Below are 23,564 nucleotides of genomic sequence, written 5' to 3'. Positions count from 1 at the left end.
CCTTAAACTTGATCAACATTCATTCGTTTCATTCCAATTAAGAACAGGAATGCCTCGATGATCCAATGACTCGCGAATCAAATGGGCCACAGTTTGCTGACGAAGATAGTCTGTATATTGATTATCTGCTTGTCTGAATACTTCAGTCAGAACTTTTTCCCCTTGATTGGCGGTGGGCCCCATATCTGAAAAGACTTGGTTGATCATCCCAGTATTTGGATAAGTCACAATTGGGCCTTCCAATGCTTCGACCACTTCCAACAAATTAATATTTTCCGGATTTTTTGCTAAAGAAAAACCGCCGTTGCTTCCTGATACAGAAGTCACTAAACCATTTACAACTAGCTTTCTCATAATTTTTTTAATATAAGAAGGCGATGCCCCTTGCAATCTTCGGTTAATAATATGGGAAGCAATTGGAAACCGTTTATCTTGTGTTGCTAATAGCGTAATAATACAAACGGCTTGTTCCAGACCTTTTGTTAAGTTCACGCTCTCGCCTCTCTTCGTTTTTATTTTTTGAATCAGATACATCTCGTATCCATTATGGACTTTCTATGTCCACGAATAAATTTACTCTATTTTTTGAAAAATAGCAATAGAAAAGTTTCAAAAAATACTCTTTTTTTTATTTCTTACGTTAAATTTAAACATTCATTTCTAAAAAAACTCACGTAAAACTTGTGTTTTCCTTTTCAGTGGCTCACAATAAAGATAAAGCGCTTTTTTTCTAAGCTCTTTGCTTCTACGTATACTATTTTTTCAAAGGAGATTTTTTATATGTTACTAACAGATATCATTCAAGACAATGAACGAGTTTATATAGGAGAAGCTATCCCTGATCTTTACCGCTATGATGAATATATAGGCACTGCCGATAATATTTATGGAGTCGCATTACCTAAAACGAAAGAAGAACTTATTGCGTTGGTTAAATTTGCCAAGCAAGAAAATTTACCTATTATTGCTCGAGGCGCCGGTACTGGTTTATCTGGTGCTACTACACCTATCAAAGGCGAGCTGATTATTGATGTGCATCTGATGAATCGGATCCTTGATTTAGATACTGAAACCATGACATTAACAGTTGAACCGGGTGTTTTATTGCAAGACATCCAAGAATATGTAGAAAGCCGTGGCTACTTCTATCCGCCAGATCCTGGTTCTAAACACTCTTCCATTGGTGGAAATGTTGCTACCAACGCTGGCGGTATGCGTGCAGTTAAATATGGAGTTACACGTAATTATGTGCGTGCTTTAGATGTTGTGCTAGCATCAGGCGAGGAGCTATCTTTAGGCAGTTTAAATATAAAAGACAGCTCTGGTTATGATTTAAAAGACTTATTTATTGGTTCTGAAGGAACTTTGGGCATCACGACTCAAATTAAATTAAAATTAATTCCGCTGCCTAAAGCGAGCTTATCGTTGACGGTTGCTTTTCCTTCTTTAAATGACGCTACTGATGCAGTTTTGACAATTTTAAAAAATGGGGTCGATCCGACAGCTTTAGAATTCTTTGAACGCGATGTGATTGAACTAAGCGAAGCTGAAAATAACCTGAAATTTCCAAGTCAAAAAGGGCAATCTTATTTATTGATTACCTTAGATGGAGAAGACCGCGAATCAATCGACCGGCGCGTTAACTTGCTTGAGGCCAGTGTTTTGCCGCATCAAGCTATCGAAATTATTCCTTTAACCGATCCTGTTTTAGAAAAAACGGCTTGGTTCTTACGTGATAAACTATTGACAGCAGTTGTAAATTATACAGAACAAGTAACTCTTGATGAAACAGTTCCTATCAATCACGTATCTACGCTTTATCACTATACGAAAGAATTAGAAACAATTAGTGGATTGAAATTAATCAGTTTTGGTCATGCCGGAGACGGGAATCTTCATACGTGTATTACTCGTGGTGAAATCGCAGATCAAACAGAATGGGAAACGAAACGCGATCATGTATTACATCTACTTTATGCTAAAATAAAAGAACTTGGCGGACTGCCTTCTGCTGAACATGGCATCGGCATCATTAAAAAGCCTTATTTAGTAAAAATGTCCGATCCTAATTATTTACATTTTATGCGGCAAATCAAAGGGATCTTTGATCCAGACGGCCGGTTAAATCCGACAAAAGTTATCTAAAGCAAACAAAATCAGCTTATTCTTTTGGTTTTCTACCAAAGAATAAGCTGATTTTTATAGAATTGAGTATAAAAAAAATTATCGAAAAGAAGCTTGTTCCTTCAACTATTTCACCTATTTTCTTTTTGTTCCACGGAGGATAGTCTAAAGGGAAGAATAAGTATATCCTTCATACCACTTTTTTTGATGTAAAGATAGGTGAAATAAACATAAAACATAGAAAGGTAGGGTGTTCCACCCCCTTTAAGGACTTGAAGTCATTTAAATCTCTAGCGATAAGGTCGTTAAACTCCTTTTAAGGACCTGAATTTTCTTGAATTTCCAGTGATAAGGTCGCAACCTCTTTTGCATGCCCTAAGTCGTTTAACTCTCTAGTGTTAGGGCAGGTAAACTCCTTTTGCGTGCCCTAAGCCATTTAAATACCAATTGTTAAGGCAGGCAAATCTATTTTGCGTGCCCTAAGTATGAGAAATGCTATCACTTAAGGCACGCAAACTTTTTTGAATACGATAAATTAGATCATCCACGCTGATTTTCGACTAAACCAACAGAATTCCTGTTAATAGCAAAAAAATGACCTCTTTTTCCTGTTTTATTTAGGAGAAAGGGGAGCCATTTTTCGTTATGATAACCTCTTCTTATATAACTGAATGTTTATTCTTGAATGTTTTCCAGAAAGCAGACCCGACGTTCAATTTGTCATGCTTGTAACAGCTTTAGCTCGTACAGACATGATATAGCCTACAGTGCTTCTATTTAATGCTCGATGGATCTACGACCATGCTGCGCTTATTCGCTCCAATTGCCTTAGCCCTTGTAGCTTTAGCTGCCTAGGGATACAGTATGCGAAGTGCAGCGTAGAAGTTTCGGGGCTAAACACTTTCAGTTACACTTCATTTTTTTCAAGAAACGCTTGAATAGTTTGCACAGAAGTTGCCACATCTTGAACAGGTAACATCAAATCTGTTTCAATAGGTGCGTTAAATTCCCCAGTTTGTTTTGCAAAAGCTAAGCGTTGTTGAATACTTTCAGGATTATCTCCTCGATTTTCTAATCGCTGTTGCAGCTCTTCTTCTGTAATGCTCAAGTAAATGATTTTTGTATACAATGGATAAACTTCCCTTAACGCAGCCGCTCCATTTTTGTCCAAGATTACATTTACTACATCGTATAAATCCAATCCTTCTTCAACAGCATCCACCGTCAAACCATAAAGATGATCATCATATAAAGAATTCTCGATAAACGCAATATCCAGCATTTCTGATTTATCTCTAAAATGGTAGTCGCGACCTTCTACTTCATCTGGTCTTTTAGGACGTGTCGTGGTAGTCACTAATTTGGGTATCCCTGCAGCTGCCAAGGCGTTGGCTAACGTCGTTTTCCCACTTCCACTGGCTCCTACCAATACTAGAATTATTTTTTTGTCTGATATTTCCATCTCTATCTCTCCTTTAGTACGTCCCCAGTATAAATGAACAATAAGACGATCAACCTTTTTCTGTTATTGATGCCGATTCTTTTTAGTGGTGTAATGAAGAAGGCAAAAGAAAAAATCAACTACTTCTCAATGGACTTATCATAAACCAATACAAGTTTTCTGGCTGCCTGCACTTCATCTATTCGTTTGACTGGTGTATGATGAGGAGCTTCTAAAACAAGTTCAGGAGTCTCTTCCACTTCTTTAGCAATTTGAATCAACGTATCCGCAAAAGCATCTAATGTTTCTTTTGTTTCCGTTTCAGTAGGTTCAATCATCATGGCTTCTTCGACGATCAATGGAAAATAAACTGTCGGTGCATAGTAACCAAAATCTAGCAGCCGCTTAGCCATATCTTTTGTCGGAACACCTAATTTCTTTTGTTTTATGCCAGATAAAACAAATTCATGTTTACAGAACTGCGCATGAGAAACAGTAAAGTATGGTGCTAGACGATCACGCAAATAATTAGCATGCAAGACGGCACTTTCAGAAACTTGTCGCAAGCCATCTGGTCCCATGGTCCGGATATATGTATAGGCTCGGACATTTACTCCAAAATTGCCATAATATCCTTTAACGCGCCCGATGGAAAGAGGGTAATTTGCATTTAACATAAACCGCCCCTCCTGCTTTTCGATCTGCGGAATGGGCAAATAAGGAGCTAAAAAGGATTTCACTCCTACAGGTCCTGATCCAGGTCCTCCTCCACCATGAGGCGTGCTAAATGATTTATGCAGATTCAAATGAACGATATCGAATCCCATTGCTCCAGGAGTCGTTTTGCCCATGATGGCGTTTAAATTTGCACCGTCATAATACAATAACCCGCCAACTCCATGTATGATTTCAGACATTGCCAGTATCTCTTTTTCAAATAAGCCCAATGTATTAGGATTAGTCAACATTAAACCGGCAGTATCTGAGCCTACCTGTTTTTTCAATTCTTCCAAATCAACTGTTCCATCTTTAGTTGAAGGGATTTCGACCACATCAAACCCAGCAATAAAAGCACTGGATGGATTCGTTCCATGAGCTGAGTCAGGAACAAGAATTTTTGTTCGTGTAGTTCCTTCTCCATTTGCTTGGTGATAAGCTTTCATCATAATCAGGCCGGTCCATTCACCTTGCGCTCCAGCAGCCGGTTGTAAGGTTAATGCGTCCATTCCTGAAATAGTCTTTAAATCTTCTTGCAGTTCATACATCAGCTCAAAAGCACCTTGAACGGTTTGAGCTGGTTGAAAAGGATGGATATTTGCAAAGCCAGGCAACCTGGCAACATCCTCATTTATTTTAGGGTTGTACTTCATCGTGCAGGAACCTAATGGATAAAAACCGTTATCTACTCCAAAGTTTTTATTCGATAAAGCCGTATAGTGACGCATCAATTGCGGTTCGGAAACTTCTGGTAATTCAGCTGCCGTTTTGCGAATTAAATGATTCGGAAATTTTCTAGCCAAATCAACAAATGCAACATCACTTTTAGGGAGATCTGCAGCAATCCGTCCTGGCCGGCTGATTTCAAAAATCAAATCATTGTAATCTGTCATTTATCATACCCTCCAATACACCCACGAATGCTTCGATCTCTTCTTTCGTACGCTGTTCCGTGACAGCAAGTAACATATGGTTTCTCAGTCCATACTCTTTTTCTAAATCATATCCGCCAATAAATCGATTTTCCAGCAATTTTTCGTTTGTTTGCCGCACCGAAAAAGGCAGTTCAACGACAAATTCATTAAAAAAAGGAGCTTGGTTATTTACCGAAAACCCTTTTTCTTCTAAAAGCCTTGCCATATAGTCAGCTTTTTCAATGTTTAATTGTGCCATTTGACGGATGCCTTCTTTGCCAAGAGCGGACATAAAAACAGCTGAAGCTAAAGCATTTAAGGCTTGATTGGAACTCATATTAGAAGTAGCTTTTTCACGTTTAATGTGTTGTTCGCGCGTTTGCAGAGTTAAAACAAACCCACGTTTTCCGTCTTTATCAACTGTTTGCCCCACGATACGTCCCGGCAGTTTACGGACATATTTTTTCTTAACAGCAAAATACCCGCAATGTGGACCACCGAATGACATGGCTAAGCCTAAAGGTTGCGTATCTCCTACCACAATGTCTGCTCCTAGATTCCCTGGGGATTCTAATAAGGCCAAAGCTAAAGGATTGGCTACAACAATGAATAAAGCTTTTTGTGCTTCTGCAATAGCTTTGATTTCAGCTAGATCTTCTACAGAACCAAAAAAGTTCGGGTATTGAACAATGACTGCAGCTGTTTGTTGATCGACTTTTTCTATCAAATCCTGCAAATCAGTTGTGTCACCGTCTTGTTTTATTTCATCTACTGCATAGCCAAATCCTGCAGAAACTGTTGTCAGTACTTCTCGTCCTTGAGGGTGAACCCCTTTTGAAACCACTACTTTAGACCGTTTTGTGCTGCGGATCGCAAGAGTTGCAGCTTCACCAATTGCTGTAAACCCATCATATAAAGATGAATTGGCTGCATCCATACCAGTTAATTCACAAATCATCGTTTGAAATTCAAAGATAGCCTGCAATTCTCCTTGGCTGGCTTCTGCTTGATAAGGCGTATAAGCTGTATAAAATTCAGAACGCGAAATAACATGATCAACTACACTTGGAATGTAATGATCATAGGTTCCTGCGCCTAAAAATAAAGAATAGCGGTTTGCATCTTTATTTTTATTTGCCAATTCACGCATTTTTTTCATCAGTATGGATTCCGGAACAGCTGCAGGAATAGCCAACGGTTCTTGCAATCGAATTTCATTGGGTAAATCTGCAAATAATGCATCGACTGAAGAAATATTTAAAGCAGCTAGCATGTCTTTTTGATCTTGATCGGTATCTGGAAGGTATCTAAAGTCATTTGCCATTCTTTATTCCTCCTCTTCGTCTGCTTCCAATTCAGCCACTAGTGCGGCATAATCTTCCTCGCTTAATAGTTCTGCCAGTTCTTCTGGATTAGCCAATTGAATTTCAGTCATCCAGCCTTCATTCAATGGTCCTTCGTTTACCAATTCTGGCGCATCTTCTAACTCTTCATTCACTGCAACAATTTCACCAGAAACCGGTGAAAAGATAACAGAAGCTGATTTAGTCGATTCTACTGTACCGATTTCATCACCTGAGCTTACTTTATTCCCTACTTCAGGCAGTTCCACATAAACAACATCTCCTAGTTCTTTAGCAGCATATTCCGTAATTCCTAAACGTACTTGCTCTTCACCAATCGGCATAACCCACTCGTGTTCTTCAGTATAATAACGTTTCATTTCATTCATGATTTTTAACTCCTTTTCGCTTAAATGCTAGATTGGTTTCTTTGGTTAAATATTTGACTGTTTATTTTCGGTAAAAAGGTGTTCTCATCACGACCGCATTAATTAATTTATTACGAACTTCCACTTTAATGGTTGTTCCAAAATGGATTTTAGTTGTGTCCAGCAAGGCCAGTCCTATACTTTTTCCTAATGTAGGTGATTTGGTACCCGATGTGACAAACCCAATTTCTTCGCCCTCTTCAGAAAAAATTCTGCAGCCAGAACGCGCAATGCCTTTGCCGGTCAATTCGAATCCTCTAATTTTTTTCTTCACGCCGCTTTCTCTTTGAAGAGTCAACGCAGATTTTCCAATAAAATCACTTTTTTTACCCGTTTTCACAGCAAATCCGATTCCTGCTTGAAGTGGATTGATTTCTTTCGATAATTCGTGCCCGTATAATGAAAGAGCGGCCTCTAGTCGCAGTGTATCCCGTGAACCTAAGCCGCATGGCTTTAAACCTGCTTCTGTACCTGCCTCAAGCAAGATATGCCATAGCTTTTCTGTTTTATCCGCTGGGATATACAGTTCAAATCCATCTTCGCCTGTATAGCCCGTACGTGAGAGCAAAACATGCTCTATCTCAGCCAGCTTGACCTGTTGGATAAAATGGAAAGAAGGCAAATCCTCTAATCTTGTTGTAGTTAATTTTTGTAAGATCCTTTCAGCATGCGGACCTTGCAAAGCTAATAAGCCAATTGAAGAAGTCCAGTTTACCAACTTTACGTTTCCAGTAAGGTGCTCTTGCATCCAGTTGAAATCCTTTTCAATATTGCTTGCGTTTACAGTGATCAAGTACTTATTCTCTGCTAGTTTTGAAACAATCACATCATCTATTGTTCCTCCATCTGGATAACACATCGCATGATATTGAGATTGGCCCACATTTATTTTAGTTAGGTCATTTGTTAACAGATAATTGAGATAACTTTCCGCATCTTCTCCTTCAACTAGAAATTCCCCCATATGAGATACATCAAATAAACCAGCTTGAAAACGAACTGCTTGATGTTCTTCAATGATGCCAGAGAATTGAATCGGCATGGCCCACCCGCCAAAATCAACTAACTTGATACCTTGCTTTTGATAATAATCAAACAGTGGCGTTTGTTTTAACTTATTCAGTGAAGACAATTAGCATCCCTCCATTAAAATCATTTTTATAAGTTTAGTAGTTATGACTAGTCAAATTTTTTGCTAATTGATTAACAGTTTAAAAAACTTAGCTCTTTATTTATTATAACCGCACACCATGTGATTAGCTACTAGCATTCTTGTTAATTAAACTTTTATAGTTTACCCAGCTGATTGAATAAATAGGTTCAATTAGCTCATATTAATCACCAGAATTTTCTTTGCTAAAAGGTTTCAATGAGCTATGCCCCGTATTACTTGAATCTACCGAATAGCTAGCCGATGACGGAGGCTCTTCTTTTTGAGGAGGTTCTTTTTCGGTCAACAAATAGATTCCATAAGCAATCAGCGTTACTCCAATTATACTTGATAATACACGAGTCGCTTTCCCAACATCTTGCATATCCATACGGTCCTCATCCTCTTCAATTGATCGTTTACTTATTTGCACTTTTATTCTATCTTTTTCTTTCCTATTTGTACAAATTTTCACTTTCATTTTCTATATTATCTTTATATAACTAGAAAGAAAGGCAAGAAGAGATTGTTTACCTTCTCTTCTTGCCTTTCTTTTTGATTATTTTTATTTTCTTTCCAACTTTTGTTTTCTTCTATGCTTTAATTTTTTGAAATCTACTTCTGAAACCAATACACCGGTTAAGATTAAAGCTGCTCCAAGCGCCATTTGAAAAGTAACTTTTTCGTGCAGCAACAGCATTGAAAATAGCATACCCCATAAAGACTCCATTGATAAGATAATAGCCGTTTCAGTATCAGCAGTAAATCTTTGAGCAGCTGTTTGAAGCATAAAGCCAAACATTGTACAAAGGATACCTAAATAAAGAACGCAAAAACTCCCCGTTATCGTAAGCGCAGGCAGTGGATCTCCTCTGAAGAAGATGACCAGCAAGCCGCAAAGAGCAGCAGTCCCCATTTGAACGATCATAATAGCAAATATATTTTCAGTCCGCACTAATCGACTAGTTAAAATAATCTGAAAAGAAAAAAAGACCGCTCCAATTAAAGTTAGTCCATCTCCCACGTTAAATCCGTTAAACCCATTCAACGATAATAACCCTATACCAAAAATAGATAAAAAGGCTCCCACATATGCTCGAAATGATATTTTATTTTTATATAAAAACAATCCAATAAATGGTACTAAAACAACATTGATAGCTGTTAAAAAAGCATTTTTAGAAGGTGTTGTATATTGTAGTCCAACCGTTTGAAACACAAACGCTAAATACAATACAAGGCCTAAAAGACTGCCTCTAAAAAACGTTTTTTTTGTGATATTTTTTAATTTGTTGAAAAATAATAAAATAGTGGCTGTAAAAGCTACTAAAAATCGTCCGGCCATAAGTTGATAGGGGTCAAGAACATCTAACGCTACTTCACTGACAACGTACCCTGATCCCCAAATAATCGTAACTAATAAAAGTCCCAATCTGCCTAAATTTTGTTTCATCGTTTCACTCCTTTGTATAATTCTCATAGCATAGTTTAACATGGAGTTACAAAGAATACTTGCTAACTTACAAAGTTATGGTTTTTTACTGAACTTTTTTTTATTATTGTTCTTTTTCATCTTATCCGTATGTGTAAAATAGTTCTCGAGATATTATTATTTTTTACTGGCAAAAAGAAAGAAGGCGTTCTATCATAAATGTATGCTTGAGCGGCAAATACATAAATGAAAGAGGCCTTCTTATGAATAAGATTATATCAAAGGTTTACCAAATAATAAAGGATTCAAACAATTTAATAGAGACAGAAGAAGCCATACAAGTTTATATGTATGAAGTATTTTCTGAATTAGTGGGAGACGTCTTCACTCATATCAATCAGGTGATCAAAGAGGAGAAACAACTTGAAGGTTGGAAAGTGAAACGAGAAGATTGGAAAACGGTCCAATTTATTTTCGGTCCCGTTCGGTACTATCGTACCTTAATGGTAGATCACAAGGATCAGAATCATTATCCACTAGATGAGTGGTTAGGCATTCGAAAATATCAGCGTCATAGTCCATTAGTAGAAGTAAAAGTGGCTGAGTTGGCGAGTAAAGCTACTTATCGAGATACTGCAACTATTCTAAATGAATGGACGGCTGTCACGATCAGCCACCAAACAGTTGGCAGTCTTCTTAAACGCGTTGGATCCGCACAAGCACGTGAAGATGAAGAAAGCTTATTGGAGCTAGAAGAAGCAGTTGAATTGCCAGAAGGGAAAAAAGTGGACTATTTCTATGCCGAAGCGGATGGCGTTTTTGTTCGTGGAACAGAAAAGAAAAAAAGCTTAGAAGTTCGTCATGCCATTCTTTACGAAGGCTGGAATAAAAACGGAAAACGCGTTTCCCTAAAGGAACCTAAAGCCATTATGACGACTAAAAAAACCGCTGGTTTTTGGGCAGAGGTTCAAGCCTTTACAGCGAATCATTATGCCTTACAACAAGCCCAAGTCATTACCAATAGTGACGGTGGACAAGGCTATACTGCAGATAGATTCCAAGAAGCTTTTTCTCAATCGAATTATCCCGTTCTCAATCAGCTAGACTCTTATCATGTCTTCCAAGGCTTGAATCGTGCATTTGGCGTAAAAACTAACCTGCTTAAACAACAGGTCAAGCAAGCAATAAAGATGCATGATTTAGATCATTTAACTATTTGGCTGGATACGTATGAAAGTACGTTAGACGAAACAGCAGCAGTGGAAAAACTGAATACATTTAGAACCTATGTAGTACGAAACTGGGATCGCATTTTCGATTGGCGTGAAAAAGTAGAACAAGCACCAGAGGATGCAAGAGGTTTAGGCGCAATGGAATCGAATCAACGACACATCTCTTTTCGCATGAAAAAGCGTGGGATGCATTGGAGCGCAGAAGGTTGCGAAGCTATGGTAAAGGTGAAACAAGGGATGTTCAATCACACCTTGCGTGAAGCCTACCTTCACCAACAAAATAGAAGTGCGAGACAACAACGCAAGCTGAACCAAACGGTTCGTTTATCGTCGTTATTGCATGAGAAAACACGGCAGTCAATCGGGGCAAAGAATGGGACCATTCCATTGTATGCCTCTCGTTCATCGGCAATAGGACAATTAATTAAAAGTTTTCGTTAATTCCTGTCTTTTGGGAGAAGGTTCCTGGTTTTAGGAACGTTCTTCCAAAAGATGGGCCAGCAAGCGGCGGAGCCGTGCGGTAGCTGATGGGTGTACAAAAATAGAGTGCCTAAACTAGTGAAGGAATAGGACACTCGAGAAAAACTTGACACAAACATCTTATCCGTAACATTATTGATTTTCTTATTTTTTTGTTATACTGAGTAAGAAGATACTTTTGGAGGTGCTTTATGTTTAATATTTTCGGAAAAATCATGCTCATTGTAGGAGCCATATTGGTTATTTTTGGTTATTTTGGACCAGTCAAATCTGGAGATCCTATTATTGGTACTATTTTTATTTTAATCGGACTTGCAATTTTTGCATTAGCTTTTGTTATTGGTAAAGACATCCGACGACCGTAATGCTATAAAAAAAGAAGCTGCTTACGCAGTTTCTTTTTTTATTTTCCCTTTTCTAATGTATCCAATCTTTTTTCCAGTCTAGCTTGTTGAAGAAGAATCTTATCCAATTTATCATGAATATCTTCTGATAAAATTTCCGATTTCAGGTTAACTTTAAAATCATTTTCTGCTGTTTTACGATCACGCTCAGCTTGTCTATTTTGACTCATTAAAATGACAGGAGCTTGGATGGCTGCTACACAAGACAATACTAGATTTAATAAGATAAATGGGTAAGGATCAAAAGAATGGTTCCCAGTAATTTGATTAAAGATGATCCAGCCTAAGAGAGTAAGCAAAAAGATAATGATAAATTTCCAACTACCGGCAAAAAGGGTGATGCGATCAGCTAATCGTTGTCCCACTGTCATTGATTCTCTTTTTGTAATCAAGTCTTTAGAAACTTTCGTATCTTTTAGAATCTCTATGATTTCTGTTGCATCATTTGTTAATAGTTCCTCATCTAAAATAATTTGAGCTAGTTCTTCTCTCGTTACTTTATTTCTCATCTTGTGTCGCCTCCATATATAGTTATTTGCGTTTAGTATAGCACCAAAGACCGAAAAAGAGTGTTGATAACTATGTAGAATTTTTATTCTTTTTGCTGCTTGTTTTAAAAAGTTTTTATTCAATCCTTTGATAGCAGATTTTATTTTGCTTATTAATTTTTTGTTATTCCTCTTTTTGTATAAACTTCATTTAAATGGTATTCTAAAAGAAAATGAATACATAGGCAGGTAATTCAAATGGTAAACCATCTTAATCTTTCCAACCGAATTTCTCAAAATTATAGTCTTCTCTCAAAAAAAGACAAGCAGATTGCTACTTTTGTGCTAGATCACCAAGAGCAAATTGATCAGTGGAACATTAAAGAGCTGGCCGAGTTAACTCATACTTCGAATGCAACGATTACTAGGTTTTGTCATAAACTAGACTACCGTAGTTTTTCAGAATTCAAGACATATGTTAGTCAAGAGCTGACAGCTTTGCCCGCTCCTGCCCAATTAACAGAAAAAATAACCGATTATTATACCCAGTTGATCCATTCTTCTTCACAATTGATTGATCATCTACAGATTGGCGCTTTAGTGAGTGCTGTTCAACAATCAAATAAAATTTTGGTTTGTGGTTTAGGCAGCTCTGGACTTAGTGCTACAGAGTTAAAATATCGCTTAGCAAGAATGGGTTTGATCGTTGATGCCATTACTGATCCGCATATGATGCTGATGAGCGCCACTTTGTTAAAAAAGGGTGATTTGTTGATTGGTATTTCCAATTCTGGAGAAACAGATGCAGTTGTTGAAGCTTGTGCAGTAGCTAAAAAAGAATCAGATACTATTTTCGCCATCACTAACCGCAATCATACAAATTTAACCGCTATTGCTGACGGGGTTCTTTTTGCTTCCGATAACCGAACGATTACTGATCCACGCTTTATTAACAGTCAATTACCCATTCATTTCATTTTAGATATTTTGTGCTATGCTCTGCTTGAAAACAAAACTTACTTGGCGAATCGTGAAAAGACTTTAGTTACATTAGATTTAGAACAACACAATTAATTAGTTTCTCTCTTCAATTTCAGCATAAAAAAACAGCACTTTACTCCAAAACCTATTGAAGTAAAGTGCTGTTTTTGTGAGGGTTTAAAAGAGTCTCTCTCTTCAGGTTCATTACGTTATTTTTTCCAAGTAGTTGGGGAAAATAGAATAATGATTGGAAATATCTCCAATCTTCCCGCAATCATAACGAAAGATAATAATACTTTAGTCCAGTTGGATAATCCTGCGAAACTTTCTGCTGGCCCAACAGTCCCTAAGCCGGGGCCAATATTATTAAAAGTCGCAGCAACCGCACTAAAAGCTGATTCAAAATCAGTAAAGTCAAAGCTGACAATTAACACTAGGCCAATAAAAACAACAAGATACACTAATAGGTAACTGGAAACTCCACGAAGGATATCACGGTCAACTATTTTATTTTCATACTTTACTGCAACAACTCGATTCGGCTGACGCATTCTTTTAAACTCTGCCAGAGCTGATTTTAACATCAAGATAACTCTTGAAATTTTCAATCCTCCTGCTGTTGAACCAGCACATGCTCCAAAGAACATCAATAACAATAACACCGTTCTCGAGAAGAGAGGCCATTGTCCAAAGTTCGCTGTTGAAAATCCAGTTGTCGTGATTATCGAAGAAACTGTAAAGAATACATCTCGAACCATTCTGCCAATCGAATCGTAAGTTCTAAAGAGATTTAAACATATCAATAGTACAGCTGATCCAATGATCATAAAATACCATCGCAGCTCTTCACTCTTAAATGCATCTTTAACATGACCAATCAAAATCAAATAATACAAATTAAAGTTAATTCCAAATAAGACCATTCCCACACTTAATACCGTATCTATATAAGCACTATCGTAAGATAAGAGACTACCATTTCGTAAACCAAATCCACCTGTTCCAGCTGTTCCAAATGCATGTAACAAAGCATCAAAAAGATTCATACCGCCAAACAATAACAATACAACCATAACGGCGGTCATCGAAAGGTAAATAAGATACAAAATCCTTGCAGAAGTAGAAAGTTTAGCCACGATCTTTCCAAAAACTGGACCTGGCACTTCTGCTTTCATAATATGAACTGACTCAGATCCCAATTGCGGCATCACAGCAAGCGCAAATACAAGGACACCCATCCCGCCTACTAAATGAGTAAAACTACGCCAAAATAACATCGAATGAGAAAGCAATTCAACATTGACCAAGATGCTTGAACCGGTAGTTGTAAAACCGCTGCTTGTCTCGAAAAAAGCATCGATAATTGAAGGGATATCGCCACTTATCACAAAAGGCAATGCTCCAAAAAAAGATAATGAAATCCATGTTAAAGAAACAATAACAAAGCCTTCTTTAGCATATATCTTTTTTTGAGCTATTTTCCCTCTACAGAATACATATCCAAGAATCAGTAATAAGAGAATCACAACTAAAAAACTCAACTGGTAGACACTATCTTCTTTGTAAATAAAGCTGACTATCAGAGGAAAAACCATTAAAACTGCTTCTATTCTAAGTATTTTTCCGATTATAAACCTTACCATAGCATTATTCATTTCTTTTAGCCTTCTTTTGTTCCCAAATGTCATCAATGTCATTGAATGTCCGGTTTGTACTTACTACAATAACATGATCATTCGGCTTAATCATATCTTGCCCATCTGGAAAGAGAACTTTTTTCCCTCTAATAATATAAGCAATCAATAAATTGCTCTTCGTATTGAGATCATTTAAAGGGATATTGATGATTCGACTGCTTTCTTTGACTTTAAATTGAAGCACTTCTACTTGATCATCCGCCAAACGATAAAGTGCTTCGACATTTGAAGCTTGAGAATTTTCGAGTGAACGAACAAAACGAATAATATTGTTGGCGATAATTCTCTTTGGAGTGACGATTGATTGCAGTCCCACGCTGCCTAGAATTTTCATTAAAGATATTCGATTGATCTTTGTAATAATTTTTTTCATATCTTTTTTTGCTGCATACATAGAATTGATGACATTTTCTTCATCAACTCCTGTCAAACTAATGACAGAATCATACATTTCCATATGTTCTTCGTCTAAAAAGCTTTGATCGGTTCCATCTCCATTGATGACCACTACTTCAGGAAAGTGACTGCTTAATTCAAAAGCTTTTGCCTCATCTTGTTCAATAACTTTGATATCCAACTTTAACGGGCTCAACATTTTTAAAAGATAATAAGTTATCCTTCCACCACCGACGATCATCACAGATTTGATTTTTTCTTTATATGAACCGGCAAATTTATAAAACTTATTCAATTGTTTTTGGCCGCCGGTAACGTATACACGATCGCCTTTTTCTAAAGTCGTATCCCCAGATGGAATAAAAGCAGTCTCGTCTCTTAAAACAATCATTACCATAATATCTTTATATTCATCTTTAAAGTCAACCAGATTCATTTTATTTAATGGGCTATTTTCTGTAACTTCCATCTCCACCATGTTTACGCGTCCATTAACAAACGCTTCGACACTTAATGCAGATGGAAATTTTATTAAATTAGCCATATCTTTTGCCGCTTCCAGTTCTGGATTAATCATCATCGTGATTCCTAAACTTTCTCTCACAAAGTCCATATGCGATGAATACTCTTGATTCCTTACTCTTAAGATAGTATTTTTTGCTCCTAATTTTTTAGCAATGATTGACGAAATCATATTGATTTCATCCATTTCTGTAACTGCAATAAAAATATCGCATTCTGCTACATTTGCTTCTATTTGAATATCGTAATTTGCTCCGTTTCCCACAATTCCGAAAATATCTGTTTTATTAGTAATTCTTTCTAAAATTTTACTATTTTTTTCAATCAAAATAATATCATTGCCTTCGGTTGAAAGCGAAGTGCAAAGGAACTCACCAACTTTCCCTCCACCTACGATAACAATTTTCATATCTTTTTGTATCCTCCATCTTACTCTATATTTTTAACTATTTTCAGAAAAATAAAAAGATAAAAGAATTCATTTTTATCTACGAAAAACTAAAAATTTACATCTTTTTTTTTACCTATGCGCTATATTATCACTCTCTAGATGAACAATCTAGTCTAATCTTCTATTTTAGTATTTTTATCAGTTAACCTAGAGGTTTCTTCCCCTATTTAACCTTAACAATAAGAGGTTCACTTGTTAAGCATCCGCACAAAAAATTTCTTGTATTCTTTGTTACTCCGTGCTAATCTTGACATAACAATTAAATCGGCGATGGTGTTCGCCTTTAACCATCACAATCAGTGTGATTAATGACGCCTGCTTAAATAAGCATACTTTGATATGTTTTATTTAAGCAGGCTCTTTTTGTATTGCTTTTTGTTAGGTTCAAAAACTGAATAAAGTAAAAAAAATAATAGAAAGTAGTGAATCAAGTATGCAAAAGATAGTTTTAATCAAAAACAATGTAACAGCAATTGCTTTATATAGTATAAAATGGATCTTGATAACTGGAGTACTTAGCCTCCTGATTGGATCTGTGACGGCTTTTTTTCTCACTAGCTTAACTTGGGTCTCAAAACAGCAATCAGCTTATAGCTGGCTCTTTTATTTACTACCTTTTGGCGGGGCTCTTATTTCATTCTTTTATAAAAAAATGGGGAAAAATGCTATTCAAGGAAATAATTTAGTTATTGAACAAGCTAACGGTGCAGATGAACACATCCCACTTCGTTTGGTTCCACTAACTTTATTTGGAACGTTAATGACACATTTACTTGGCGGATCTGCTGGACGAGAAGGAACCGCTGTTCAAATGGGTGGCTCAATTGCAGAGCATGTAGGTCAATTGTTACATTTAAATAAAGCAAGCCGCAAGATTGTGATTATTTGCGGGATTAGCGGTGGATTTAGTGCTGTTTTTGGAACTCCTTTAGCTGGAACAGTTTTTGGTTTAGAAGTATTGGCTTTAGGTTTAATCAGACATGAAGCTCTACTTCCTAGTTTCTTTTCTGCTTATTTTTCTAATCTAGTGGTCAAAGGATACGGTGTGTCACACATCAAATACACAATGGCTCTTGCACCTGCCGAATCATCCTCCTTATTCTTCAAACTTTTGGTAGCTGGAGCTTTATTTGGATTAACAGGTTTAATCTTCAGTCGTTCAATTGTTGTGATCAAAAAATGGTATACGAAATGGATGCCTGAACCTGTTATCCGAACATTCATCGGCGGAACAGTAGTTGTTTTGCTGGCCCTTATTATTAACAATCGTTCTTATTTAGGCTTAAGTTTACCTTTACTAGATCAAGCTTTTAGCGGTGAGGCACATCCTTTTGACTTTTTAGGCAAATTAGTTTTTACAGTCTTTACCTTGGGAGCCGGTTACCAAGGCGGAGAAGTGACGCCTTTATTTGTAATAGGTGCTACGTTGGGCAGTTCATTGGCCTCTTTGCTTTATTTACCTGTCGGATTCTTAGCAGGTCTAGGTTTTATCGGTGTTTTTACGGGAGCTACGAATACTCCTATTGCTTGTTTTATTATGGGAATTGAATTATTTGGTTCAGAAAATGCTATTTATTTATTTTTGATTTGTGTTATCAGCTACATCTGTTCAGGAAATTCTGGAATTTATTCCGCTCAAAAAGTGGGTATTAAAAAAGGCGTTTTATTTGAGGCTGATTAAGCAGCTATGCTGTATTTATTCTTTATATACTAAAAAAACTAGCAGAAAATGAGTCAACCACAACTCATTCACTGCTAGTTTTTTTACTATCTATTCATTTATTTTATTTACAAAAGCTTTTGTGATCAGTTGCGGCCTTGTAATAGCACTGCCAACAACCATTGAATACACACCTAACTCTTGACAACGTTTTGCTTTTTCTGGAGTATCGACATGTCCTTCTGCGATTACGGGTATTTTGACTATTTTTAAAATTTCTTTTAGTCGAACAAAATCGTCATCTGCAATGTTATGTCCTTCTGATTCTTTTGTGTATCCCATTAAAGTTGTTGAAACACAATCAAAACCAAGTTTTTCAGCTTCAACTGCCTCTTCAATGGTTGAAACATCTGCCATCAATAAAACCTTTGGATACTTTGTTCGAATTTTTTGAACAAAATCAGCCAATTTTTCATTGTTAGGACGTTTACGACAAGTAGCATCTAATGCAATCATCTCACAATTCGTTTCTGCCAATTCGTCAATCTCTTTCATTGTAGCTGTGATAAAAATCTCTGAATCTGCATAATTGCGTTTAACGATTCCTACAACTGGCAATTTTGTATTCTTTTTGATTTCAATGATATCTTCTTTTGAATTAGCACGGATGCCACTTGCTCCGCCTTCTTCAACAGCTACTGCCATACGGCCCATAATATATGAGCTGTGCAGTGGTTCATGTGCTAGAGCTTGACAAGATACAATTAGCTTTGATTTCACTTGTTCCAACATATTCATTTAGTTATTCATCTCCTAATAATTCTGTTACTTCATTTTTAATCACCGTAACTTGTGGCCCATAAATGACTTGAACGCCATTTCCTTTAACTAAGACACCTTTGCTGCCCGTTTCTTTTAATGCAGGCTCGTTAACTTTTGTACCATCCTTTACTGTAACACGCAACCGTGTCGCACAGTTATCAACGTTCACCAAGTTTTCTTCTCCACCTAAAGCATTAATAATGTTCAACGCACGTCCTTCAGGTTTTTCTCTCTTTTCAGCTACTTCCAATTCATCTGTTCGTCCTGGAGTTTTAAAATTGAATTTTAAAATCAAGAATTTAAATGTGAAGTAATATAGGAAGAACCAAACGACCCCAATTAAAATAACCGTCATCCAATGAGTTTTAGCGTTACCTTGTAAAACCCCGAAAAGCAGGAAGTCAATCAGTCCGCCAGAGAACGTTTGACCAATCGTAATTTGAAAAATATGAGCTAACATAAAAGCTAAACCATCAAAGAAGGCATGAACTACATATAGAGCTGGTGCTATAAATAAAAATGAAAATTCAAGCGGTTCAGTGATCCCTGTTAAGAAAGAAGTTAAAGCAGCAGATAACATGAGGCCGCCAACAACTTTTTTATTTTCAGGTTTAGCCGTTTTATAAATTGCATAAGCAGCTCCCGCTAATCCAAACATCATAGTAATAAAGCGTCCAGACATAAAGCGAGAAGTTCCTTCAAAGAATTGAGTGGTTGAAGGGTCAGCTAATTGAGCAAAGAAAATATTTTGTGTTCCTTGAACTAAGTGACCTCCAACTTCTAAAGTTCCGCCTAATGCTGTTTGCCAAAAAGGCAGATAGAAGATATGGTGTAATCCAAATGGTCCTAATAGACGCAAAATAAACCCATAGAAAAAAGTACCGATATAACCAGTTGCATTAACGACATCACCAATACTAAAGATAACATTTTGAAACAATGGCCAAACGAAATACATAACGGTTCCCAAAATAATGGCACCAAATGACGTTACGATCGGTACAAAACGTGAACCGCCAAAGAACCCGAGATATTGAGGCAATTCAATTTTATAGTAACGATTGTGCAGCCAAGAAGCCATTATTCCGATTACCAAACCGCCAAAAACACCTGATTCTAACGTTTGAATCCCTAATGTGACTCCTTGCCCAACAGCTGCTAAATCTTCAGTAACTAAATTGTCTGTGATTCCTAAAATAGCATTTGTTGTCGAGTGCATAACTAGATAGCCGATCAACGCTGCTAAAGCTGCTGTCCCTTTATCATTACGCGCTAACCCAACCGCTACTCCAACTGCAAAAATAACCGGTAAATTGGCAAAAACAATATTTCCTGCACTACTCATTACAGTAAAGATCGCTTGTAGCCAACTAACGTCTAAAATGGGATAAGCACTAATGGTGTTGGGATTAGATAATGCACCACCGATCCCTAATAATAATCCTGCTGCTGGTAAAATTGCAATCGGTAACATAAAAGATTTTCCGAACTGCTGTGCTTTTTCAAAGAATGTCTTCATTTTTTTCGCTCCTTTTATTAAACAACTTTATGTTGGCTTTATTCTACTCCACGAAAATATTTTCGTCAATATAAATAAAAAGAAAATATTTTCTTTTTATAACAAACAAAAAAAGAGCAGAAGAAAACTTCTCTCTTTTTGTTTTTCTATTTTTAGTCTTCAATCGAAGCCATTCGGTAAGATACTGTACGACCTAAAGGCAATATCACTAATCCTTTAACTTCTGGTGCGAGTAAATAAGCTTGAGCTCCTTGGTAAATGGGCGTAATGACAGCATCTTTTTCAATCAGCAGCTGCTCAAGTTCCAACATTTTTTCCCAACGGTCTAATGGTTTAAGTGCAAGTGTAGAGCGAATTTCTTCAATCCCTTGATCGTAGGCTTCACTAACATATCCGCTAGAATTTAATCCGCTAGTAGATTGATAAATTTCCAAGAAATTGATGGGATCTTCATAATCTGGTGTCCACGTTGAAAAAGCCATGTCAAATTCGCCTTTATTCGTTAATTCAAGTCGATTCTTCAATGGAACATTACGCAAATGAACGGAAACTCCTGGTAAATTTTGTTCAAATTGAGCTTGTAAATATTCTCCTGTCTTTTTAGAAGCTTCGGTATCAGAAGTCAATAGTTCTAAATCAATTTCAGAAATACCTAATTCTTCTTGGGCTTTTTTCCACTCTGTTTGAGCAGCTTCCACATCATAAGCTAAGAAATCACCATTCTCAGTTCGGAAATCTTCATGAGTTTCTGGATTATTAGCATAATTTGCTGGAATGATCCCATTTAGTGCTTCAGAACCATCATTTAAAATGGTCTTTGTGAAGGCTTCTTTATTCACAGCTAAAGAAAGAGCTTTGCGTAAATGTACATTTCCTGTCGCTTCCCGTTTTTCGTTATAGGAAAGATATCCGTATAAAAACTTTAATTGAGTCTGGTAGTCTGCTGAATCTTTATACTGTTTGGCGTATTCATTGGCTAATGTAGTGTATTGAACGTCGCCATTTTCAAATAGATTTACGCCAGTACTGGTTTCTTTAATTACTTCTATGTCGATTTGTTCCATTTTGACATTTTTTGCATCCCAATAATCAGGATTTTTTGTGAAGGTCCATTTTAAGTTTGTGCCGTTCCATTTAGAAATGATAAAAGGTCCGTTAGAAGTTATGGTATCACTATTGGTTCCATATTTTTGTCCTTGTTCGGTTGCAAATGCTTTATTTTGCGGGAAGAAAGGTGTACCGGTCAATAATTTAGGCAAATAAGTAATCGGATTTTCTAATGTTAGCTCTAATGTCTTTTCATCAAGAGCTTTCACCCCTAATTCATTCAAATCCATTTCACCATTACGAATGGCAGCAGCATTTTTAAAAATATCCATTTGATTTGAGCTCGGTGATCCATTTTCAGGATCCACTACTTTTTGAAAAGCGTAAACAAAGTCTTCGGCTGTCAGTGGATCGCCGTTTGACCATGACGTATTTCTTAATTTAAAAGTATAGACGGTGCCTGCATCATTAACTATAGGATCACTTTCTGCTAAACCTAATTCCGGATTATTTTCGCTATCAATTCGATACAATCCTTCAAAAATTTGCCCAATCGCATCAGAACTTGTGACATCACTATATAGAGCACTGTCTAATGTAGCTAATTCTCCGGTTGCTGTTGCACTCATTTTTTGTGAACTACTAGTAGATGATGGATCATTCGACTCTTTCCCGCCGCTACACGCCGCTAAAGTAAACATAACCATTGCTAGAAAAATAGCTGCTCCTGCTTTTTTCATTTTATTTTCCTCCTCCTTTTCCTAAATAATACCCTTATTATTTATTCGTTCTATTGGTTTCAGTTTAGCTTGCTAAATTAAAGCTGTCAATTTACAGCGTGTTGCTTTTGCTAAAAGAAAAAGCCTTAAAGCATTTCCCTATCAAGAGAACGACTTAAGGCTTTTGAATAAACATCATTTTAAGCGTGTAATAAGACAGTAAAGTAAATAAATGCTGTGCCCGCCATTACAAATAGATGCCATAAAACATGCATAAATTTCACTGAACGCATACTATAAAAAGCTGCACCGATCGTAAAAGACAAACCTCCTGCTAACAATAAAGCAAAGCCGCTCGTACCTAAACCTATATACAGTTCTTTAATAGCAACCAAACACAACCATCCCATACCGATATACAACAAAGTGGAAATATTTTTAAACTTTTCTACCCAAATACTTTTGTAGATAACACCTAAAAAAGCGATCAGCCACACGGTATAGAAAAGTGCCCAGCCTTTTGTGCCTCCAACTGTAATCAAGCACAACGGCGTATAACTTCCAGCAATCAAAATATAAATACTGCTATGATCAAAAATTTTAAATAATTTTCTAGCAGGAGTAAAAATTAGACTATGATAAAGAGTGGAACATAAATAAAGCAGAATAAGCGACGCTCCAAAAATACAGTATGAAACTAATTCTAGTGTCGATCCAGATTGCACACCTTTCAAGATCAAGACAATTAAACCAGCTACACTTAAACCCACACCTATTCCATGAGTGACCGCATTTAACACTTCATTAACAATTAAGTATTTTTTTGTAAAAACTGGACTACTTTTCATTTTTATCCTCCTCTATCAAATTCCTTTTCTAGTTTATTTCTATGTTGATTTAGCTATTTATTTTTCTTTTTTTATTCTAACATAGAAACACTAACTATACAAACTAGTTTCGAAAACTAGATGGTTTAAATTACATTTTCAGGACTTTTGTTTCAAAATAATATAAATGTTTGTTTTTGTGACTAAAATGTGTCAAAACCTATTGTTTTTTATTTTTTTATGGTTTATACTATTACTTGTAACTGCTTACTTAATCTTGAATACTCGCTCCACTTGCATAGTTCAACATCGCTTTGACTTAAAAAGGAGGACAAACCATGATTACTCTATACACATCCCCTAGTTGTGCTTCTTGTCGTAAAGCAAGAGCATGGTTAGAAGAAAACCACATTGATTATCTGGAAAAGAATGTCTTTAATGAGCCATTAACCATCGAAGAGCTAAAAAAGATTTTAAGCTTAACTGAAAATGGCACAGAAGAAATTATTTCTTTTCGTTCACAGATTTTCCAAAACCTCAATATCTCTTTAGAAGATATTTCTTTGGGAGAACTCTTGAATTTAATTTTAGAAAACCCTGGCTTAATTCGTCGTCCTATTTTGATTGATGAAAAAAGATTACAAGTCGGATTTAATGAAGAAGACATTCGTCGGTTCCTACCGCGTGATGTCCGTAAATTGGAATTACAAGAACTACAAAAGCAGTTGCCTATCGGTTATTAACCGGCAGATCAAATCAAAATATAAACC

The 23,564-nt window shown here is 36.5% G+C and carries 21 protein-coding genes and 1 riboswitch; of the genes, 6 read left to right on the top strand and 15 right to left on the bottom strand.

The window, feature by feature from the left end; all coding sequences use genetic code 11:
- Positions 1-12: 12 nt before the first annotated feature.
- The gene (locus tag BR87_RS11140) at positions 13-492 is read right to left on the bottom strand and encodes an Rrf2 family transcriptional regulator (RefSeq protein WP_035032195.1); all 480 of its coding nucleotides are present in this window, start codon (positions 490-492) and stop codon (positions 13-15) included.
- A 288-nt stretch (positions 493-780) separates the two neighbouring features.
- Between BR87_RS11140 and BR87_RS11135 the strand changes: the two genes are divergently transcribed.
- On the top strand, positions 781-2,145 hold the full coding sequence (locus BR87_RS11135; RefSeq protein ID WP_035032192.1) for an FAD-binding oxidoreductase: 1,365 nt from the start codon (positions 781-783) through the stop codon (positions 2,143-2,145).
- Between the two features lie 886 nt (positions 2,146-3,031).
- Here the strand turns inward: BR87_RS11135 and BR87_RS11130 are convergent.
- The 7 genes from BR87_RS11130 to BR87_RS11100 form a co-directional block, all read right to left on the bottom strand.
- Positions 3,032-3,586: an AAA family ATPase gene (locus BR87_RS11130; RefSeq protein WP_035032189.1), complete on the bottom strand. Its 555-nt coding sequence runs from the start codon at positions 3,584-3,586 to the stop codon at positions 3,032-3,034.
- A 119-nt stretch (positions 3,587-3,705) separates the two neighbouring features.
- Positions 3,706-5,175, bottom strand: coding sequence for an aminomethyl-transferring glycine dehydrogenase subunit GcvPB (gene gcvPB, locus BR87_RS11125; RefSeq protein ID WP_035032187.1), 1,470 nt, complete (start codon positions 5,173-5,175; stop codon positions 3,706-3,708).
- A complete protein-coding gene (gene gcvPA / locus BR87_RS11120) occupies positions 5,159-6,520 on the bottom strand; it encodes an aminomethyl-transferring glycine dehydrogenase subunit GcvPA (RefSeq protein WP_035032185.1) in 1,362 nt (453 codons plus the stop codon). Before gcvPA ends, gcvPB begins: the two co-directional genes overlap by 17 nt.
- Before the next feature lie 3 nt (positions 6,521-6,523).
- Positions 6,524-6,928 carry a glycine cleavage system protein GcvH gene (gcvH, locus tag BR87_RS11115; protein ID WP_035032183.1) on the bottom strand — a complete coding sequence of 135 codons (405 nt, stop codon included), beginning with the start codon at positions 6,926-6,928 and terminating at the stop codon, positions 6,524-6,526.
- Positions 6,929-6,989: 61 nt separating this feature from the next.
- Entirely contained in the window at positions 6,990-8,099 is a 1,110-nt protein-coding gene (gcvT, locus tag BR87_RS11110) for a glycine cleavage system aminomethyltransferase GcvT (RefSeq protein WP_084683611.1), read from the bottom strand.
- 202 nt (positions 8,100-8,301) lie between these two features.
- A complete protein-coding gene (locus tag BR87_RS11105; protein ID WP_035032181.1) occupies positions 8,302-8,508 on the bottom strand; it encodes a hypothetical protein in 207 nt (68 codons plus the stop codon).
- A 174-nt stretch (positions 8,509-8,682) separates the two neighbouring features.
- Entirely contained in the window at positions 8,683-9,570 is an 888-nt protein-coding gene (locus BR87_RS11100) for a DMT family transporter (protein ID WP_035032179.1), read from the bottom strand.
- A 242-nt stretch (positions 9,571-9,812) separates the two neighbouring features.
- Between BR87_RS11100 and BR87_RS11095 the strand changes: the two genes are divergently transcribed.
- Together BR87_RS11095 and BR87_RS13205 are read left to right on the top strand one after the other, a co-directional pair.
- Entirely contained in the window at positions 9,813-11,222 is a 1,410-nt protein-coding gene (locus BR87_RS11095; protein ID WP_035032177.1) for an ISLre2 family transposase, read from the top strand.
- Positions 11,223-11,452: 230 nt separating this feature from the next.
- A complete protein-coding gene (locus BR87_RS13205) occupies positions 11,453-11,626 on the top strand; it encodes a hypothetical protein (RefSeq protein ID WP_169741143.1) in 174 nt (57 codons plus the stop codon).
- A 38-nt stretch (positions 11,627-11,664) separates the two neighbouring features.
- On the opposite strand, the gene BR87_RS11090 is transcribed toward BR87_RS13205, so the two are convergent.
- Positions 11,665-12,174, bottom strand: coding sequence for a DUF1003 domain-containing protein (locus BR87_RS11090; protein WP_035032174.1), 510 nt, complete (start codon positions 12,172-12,174; stop codon positions 11,665-11,667).
- Between the two features lie 237 nt (positions 12,175-12,411).
- On the opposite strand from BR87_RS11090, the gene BR87_RS11085 reads away from it, so the two are divergent.
- Complete coding sequence (locus BR87_RS11085) at positions 12,412-13,227, top strand: MurR/RpiR family transcriptional regulator (RefSeq protein WP_035032173.1); 816 nt, start codon at positions 12,412-12,414, stop codon at positions 13,225-13,227.
- Between the two features lie 116 nt (positions 13,228-13,343).
- Here BR87_RS11085 and BR87_RS11080 read toward each other — a convergent pair whose 3' ends face one another.
- Together BR87_RS11080 and trkA are read right to left on the bottom strand one after the other, a co-directional pair.
- On the bottom strand, positions 13,344-14,789 hold the full coding sequence (locus BR87_RS11080) for a TrkH family potassium uptake protein (protein ID WP_035032171.1): 1,446 nt from the start codon (positions 14,787-14,789) through the stop codon (positions 13,344-13,346).
- Complete coding sequence (gene trkA / locus BR87_RS11075) at positions 14,782-16,158, bottom strand: Trk system potassium transporter TrkA (RefSeq protein ID WP_035032169.1); 1,377 nt, start codon at positions 16,156-16,158, stop codon at positions 14,782-14,784. Before trkA ends, BR87_RS11080 begins: the two co-directional genes overlap by 8 nt.
- Before the next feature lie 299 nt (positions 16,159-16,457).
- Positions 16,458-16,525, top strand: a riboswitch (Fluoride riboswitch).
- A gap of 108 nt (positions 16,526-16,633) precedes the next feature.
- Here trkA and BR87_RS11070 point away from each other — a divergent pair.
- Positions 16,634-17,881 carry a voltage-gated chloride channel family protein gene (locus BR87_RS11070; RefSeq protein WP_035032167.1) on the top strand — a complete coding sequence of 416 codons (1,248 nt, stop codon included), beginning with the start codon at positions 16,634-16,636 and terminating at the stop codon, positions 17,879-17,881.
- A 90-nt stretch (positions 17,882-17,971) separates the two neighbouring features.
- Here BR87_RS11070 and BR87_RS11065 read toward each other — a convergent pair whose 3' ends face one another.
- The 4 genes from BR87_RS11065 to trhA all read right to left on the bottom strand — a co-directional run bounded on the left by BR87_RS11065 (position 17,972) and on the right by trhA (position 22,815).
- Complete coding sequence (locus tag BR87_RS11065) at positions 17,972-18,658, bottom strand: N-acetylmannosamine-6-phosphate 2-epimerase (RefSeq protein WP_211249989.1); 687 nt, start codon at positions 18,656-18,658, stop codon at positions 17,972-17,974.
- A gap of 4 nt (positions 18,659-18,662) precedes the next feature.
- Positions 18,663-20,201 carry a glucose-specific PTS transporter subunit IIBC gene (gene ptsG, locus BR87_RS11060; protein WP_035032165.1) on the bottom strand — a complete coding sequence of 513 codons (1,539 nt, stop codon included), beginning with the start codon at positions 20,199-20,201 and terminating at the stop codon, positions 18,663-18,665.
- A 152-nt stretch (positions 20,202-20,353) separates the two neighbouring features.
- Positions 20,354-21,988, bottom strand: coding sequence for a peptide ABC transporter substrate-binding protein (locus BR87_RS11055; RefSeq protein ID WP_035032162.1), 1,635 nt, complete (start codon positions 21,986-21,988; stop codon positions 20,354-20,356).
- A 179-nt stretch (positions 21,989-22,167) separates the two neighbouring features.
- Positions 22,168-22,815 (bottom strand): PAQR family membrane homeostasis protein TrhA, encoded by a 648-nt coding sequence (gene trhA, locus BR87_RS11050; protein ID WP_035032159.1) that lies wholly within the window; start codon positions 22,813-22,815, stop codon positions 22,168-22,170.
- A gap of 317 nt (positions 22,816-23,132) precedes the next feature.
- Between trhA and spxA the strand changes: the two genes are divergently transcribed.
- Positions 23,133-23,537 carry a transcriptional regulator SpxA gene (gene spxA / locus BR87_RS11045; RefSeq protein WP_035032155.1) on the top strand — a complete coding sequence of 135 codons (405 nt, stop codon included), beginning with the start codon at positions 23,133-23,135 and terminating at the stop codon, positions 23,535-23,537.
- Positions 23,538-23,564 lie beyond the last annotated feature (27 nt).

Source organism: Carnobacterium mobile DSM 4848, assembly GCF_000744825.1.
GTDB classification, from domain to species: domain Bacteria; phylum Bacillota; class Bacilli; order Lactobacillales; family Carnobacteriaceae; genus Carnobacterium_A; species Carnobacterium_A mobile.
This window is presented reverse-complemented; position numbering and strand designations above follow the sequence as displayed.

Coding starts and splice junctions, on each gene's coding strand:
- gcvH (WP_035032183.1), bottom strand. CDS start 6,928: ATGAATGAAATGAAACGTTATTATACTGAAGAACACGAGTGGGTTATG.
- BR87_RS11090 (WP_035032174.1), bottom strand. CDS start 12,174: ATGAGAAATAAAGTAACGAGAGAAGAACTAGCTCAAATTATTTTAGAT.
- gcvPB (WP_035032187.1), bottom strand. CDS start 5,175: ATGACAGATTACAATGATTTGATTTTTGAAATCAGCCGGCCAGGACGG.
- BR87_RS11085 (WP_035032173.1), top strand. CDS start 12,412: ATGGTAAACCATCTTAATCTTTCCAACCGAATTTCTCAAAATTATAGT.
- BR87_RS11080 (WP_035032171.1), bottom strand. CDS start 14,789: ATGAATAATGCTATGGTAAGGTTTATAATCGGAAAAATACTTAGAATA.
- BR87_RS11055 (WP_035032162.1), bottom strand. CDS start 21,988: ATGAAAAAAGCAGGAGCAGCTATTTTTCTAGCAATGGTTATGTTTACT.
- ptsG (WP_035032165.1), bottom strand. CDS start 20,201: ATGAAGACATTCTTTGAAAAAGCACAGCAGTTCGGAAAATCTTTTATG.
- trhA (WP_035032159.1), bottom strand. CDS start 22,815: ATGAAAAGTAGTCCAGTTTTTACAAAAAAATACTTAATTGTTAATGAA.
- BR87_RS11095 (WP_035032177.1), top strand. CDS start 9,813: ATGAATAAGATTATATCAAAGGTTTACCAAATAATAAAGGATTCAAAC.
- BR87_RS11105 (WP_035032181.1), bottom strand. CDS start 8,508: ATGGATATGCAAGATGTTGGGAAAGCGACTCGTGTATTATCAAGTATA.
- BR87_RS11100 (WP_035032179.1), bottom strand. CDS start 9,570: ATGAAACAAAATTTAGGCAGATTGGGACTTTTATTAGTTACGATTATT.
- BR87_RS11070 (WP_035032167.1), top strand. CDS start 16,634: ATGCAAAAGATAGTTTTAATCAAAAACAATGTAACAGCAATTGCTTTA.
- trkA (WP_035032169.1), bottom strand. CDS start 16,158: ATGAAAATTGTTATCGTAGGTGGAGGGAAAGTTGGTGAGTTCCTTTGC.
- BR87_RS11065 (WP_211249989.1), bottom strand. CDS start 18,658: ATGAATATGTTGGAACAAGTGAAATCAAAGCTAATTGTATCTTGTCAA.
- spxA (WP_035032155.1), top strand. CDS start 23,133: ATGATTACTCTATACACATCCCCTAGTTGTGCTTCTTGTCGTAAAGCA.
- BR87_RS13205 (WP_169741143.1), top strand. CDS start 11,453: ATGTTTAATATTTTCGGAAAAATCATGCTCATTGTAGGAGCCATATTG.
- BR87_RS11135 (WP_035032192.1), top strand. CDS start 781: ATGTTACTAACAGATATCATTCAAGACAATGAACGAGTTTATATAGGA.
- gcvPA (WP_035032185.1), bottom strand. CDS start 6,520: ATGGCAAATGACTTTAGATACCTTCCAGATACCGATCAAGATCAAAAA.
- BR87_RS11130 (WP_035032189.1), bottom strand. CDS start 3,586: ATGGAAATATCAGACAAAAAAATAATTCTAGTATTGGTAGGAGCCAGT.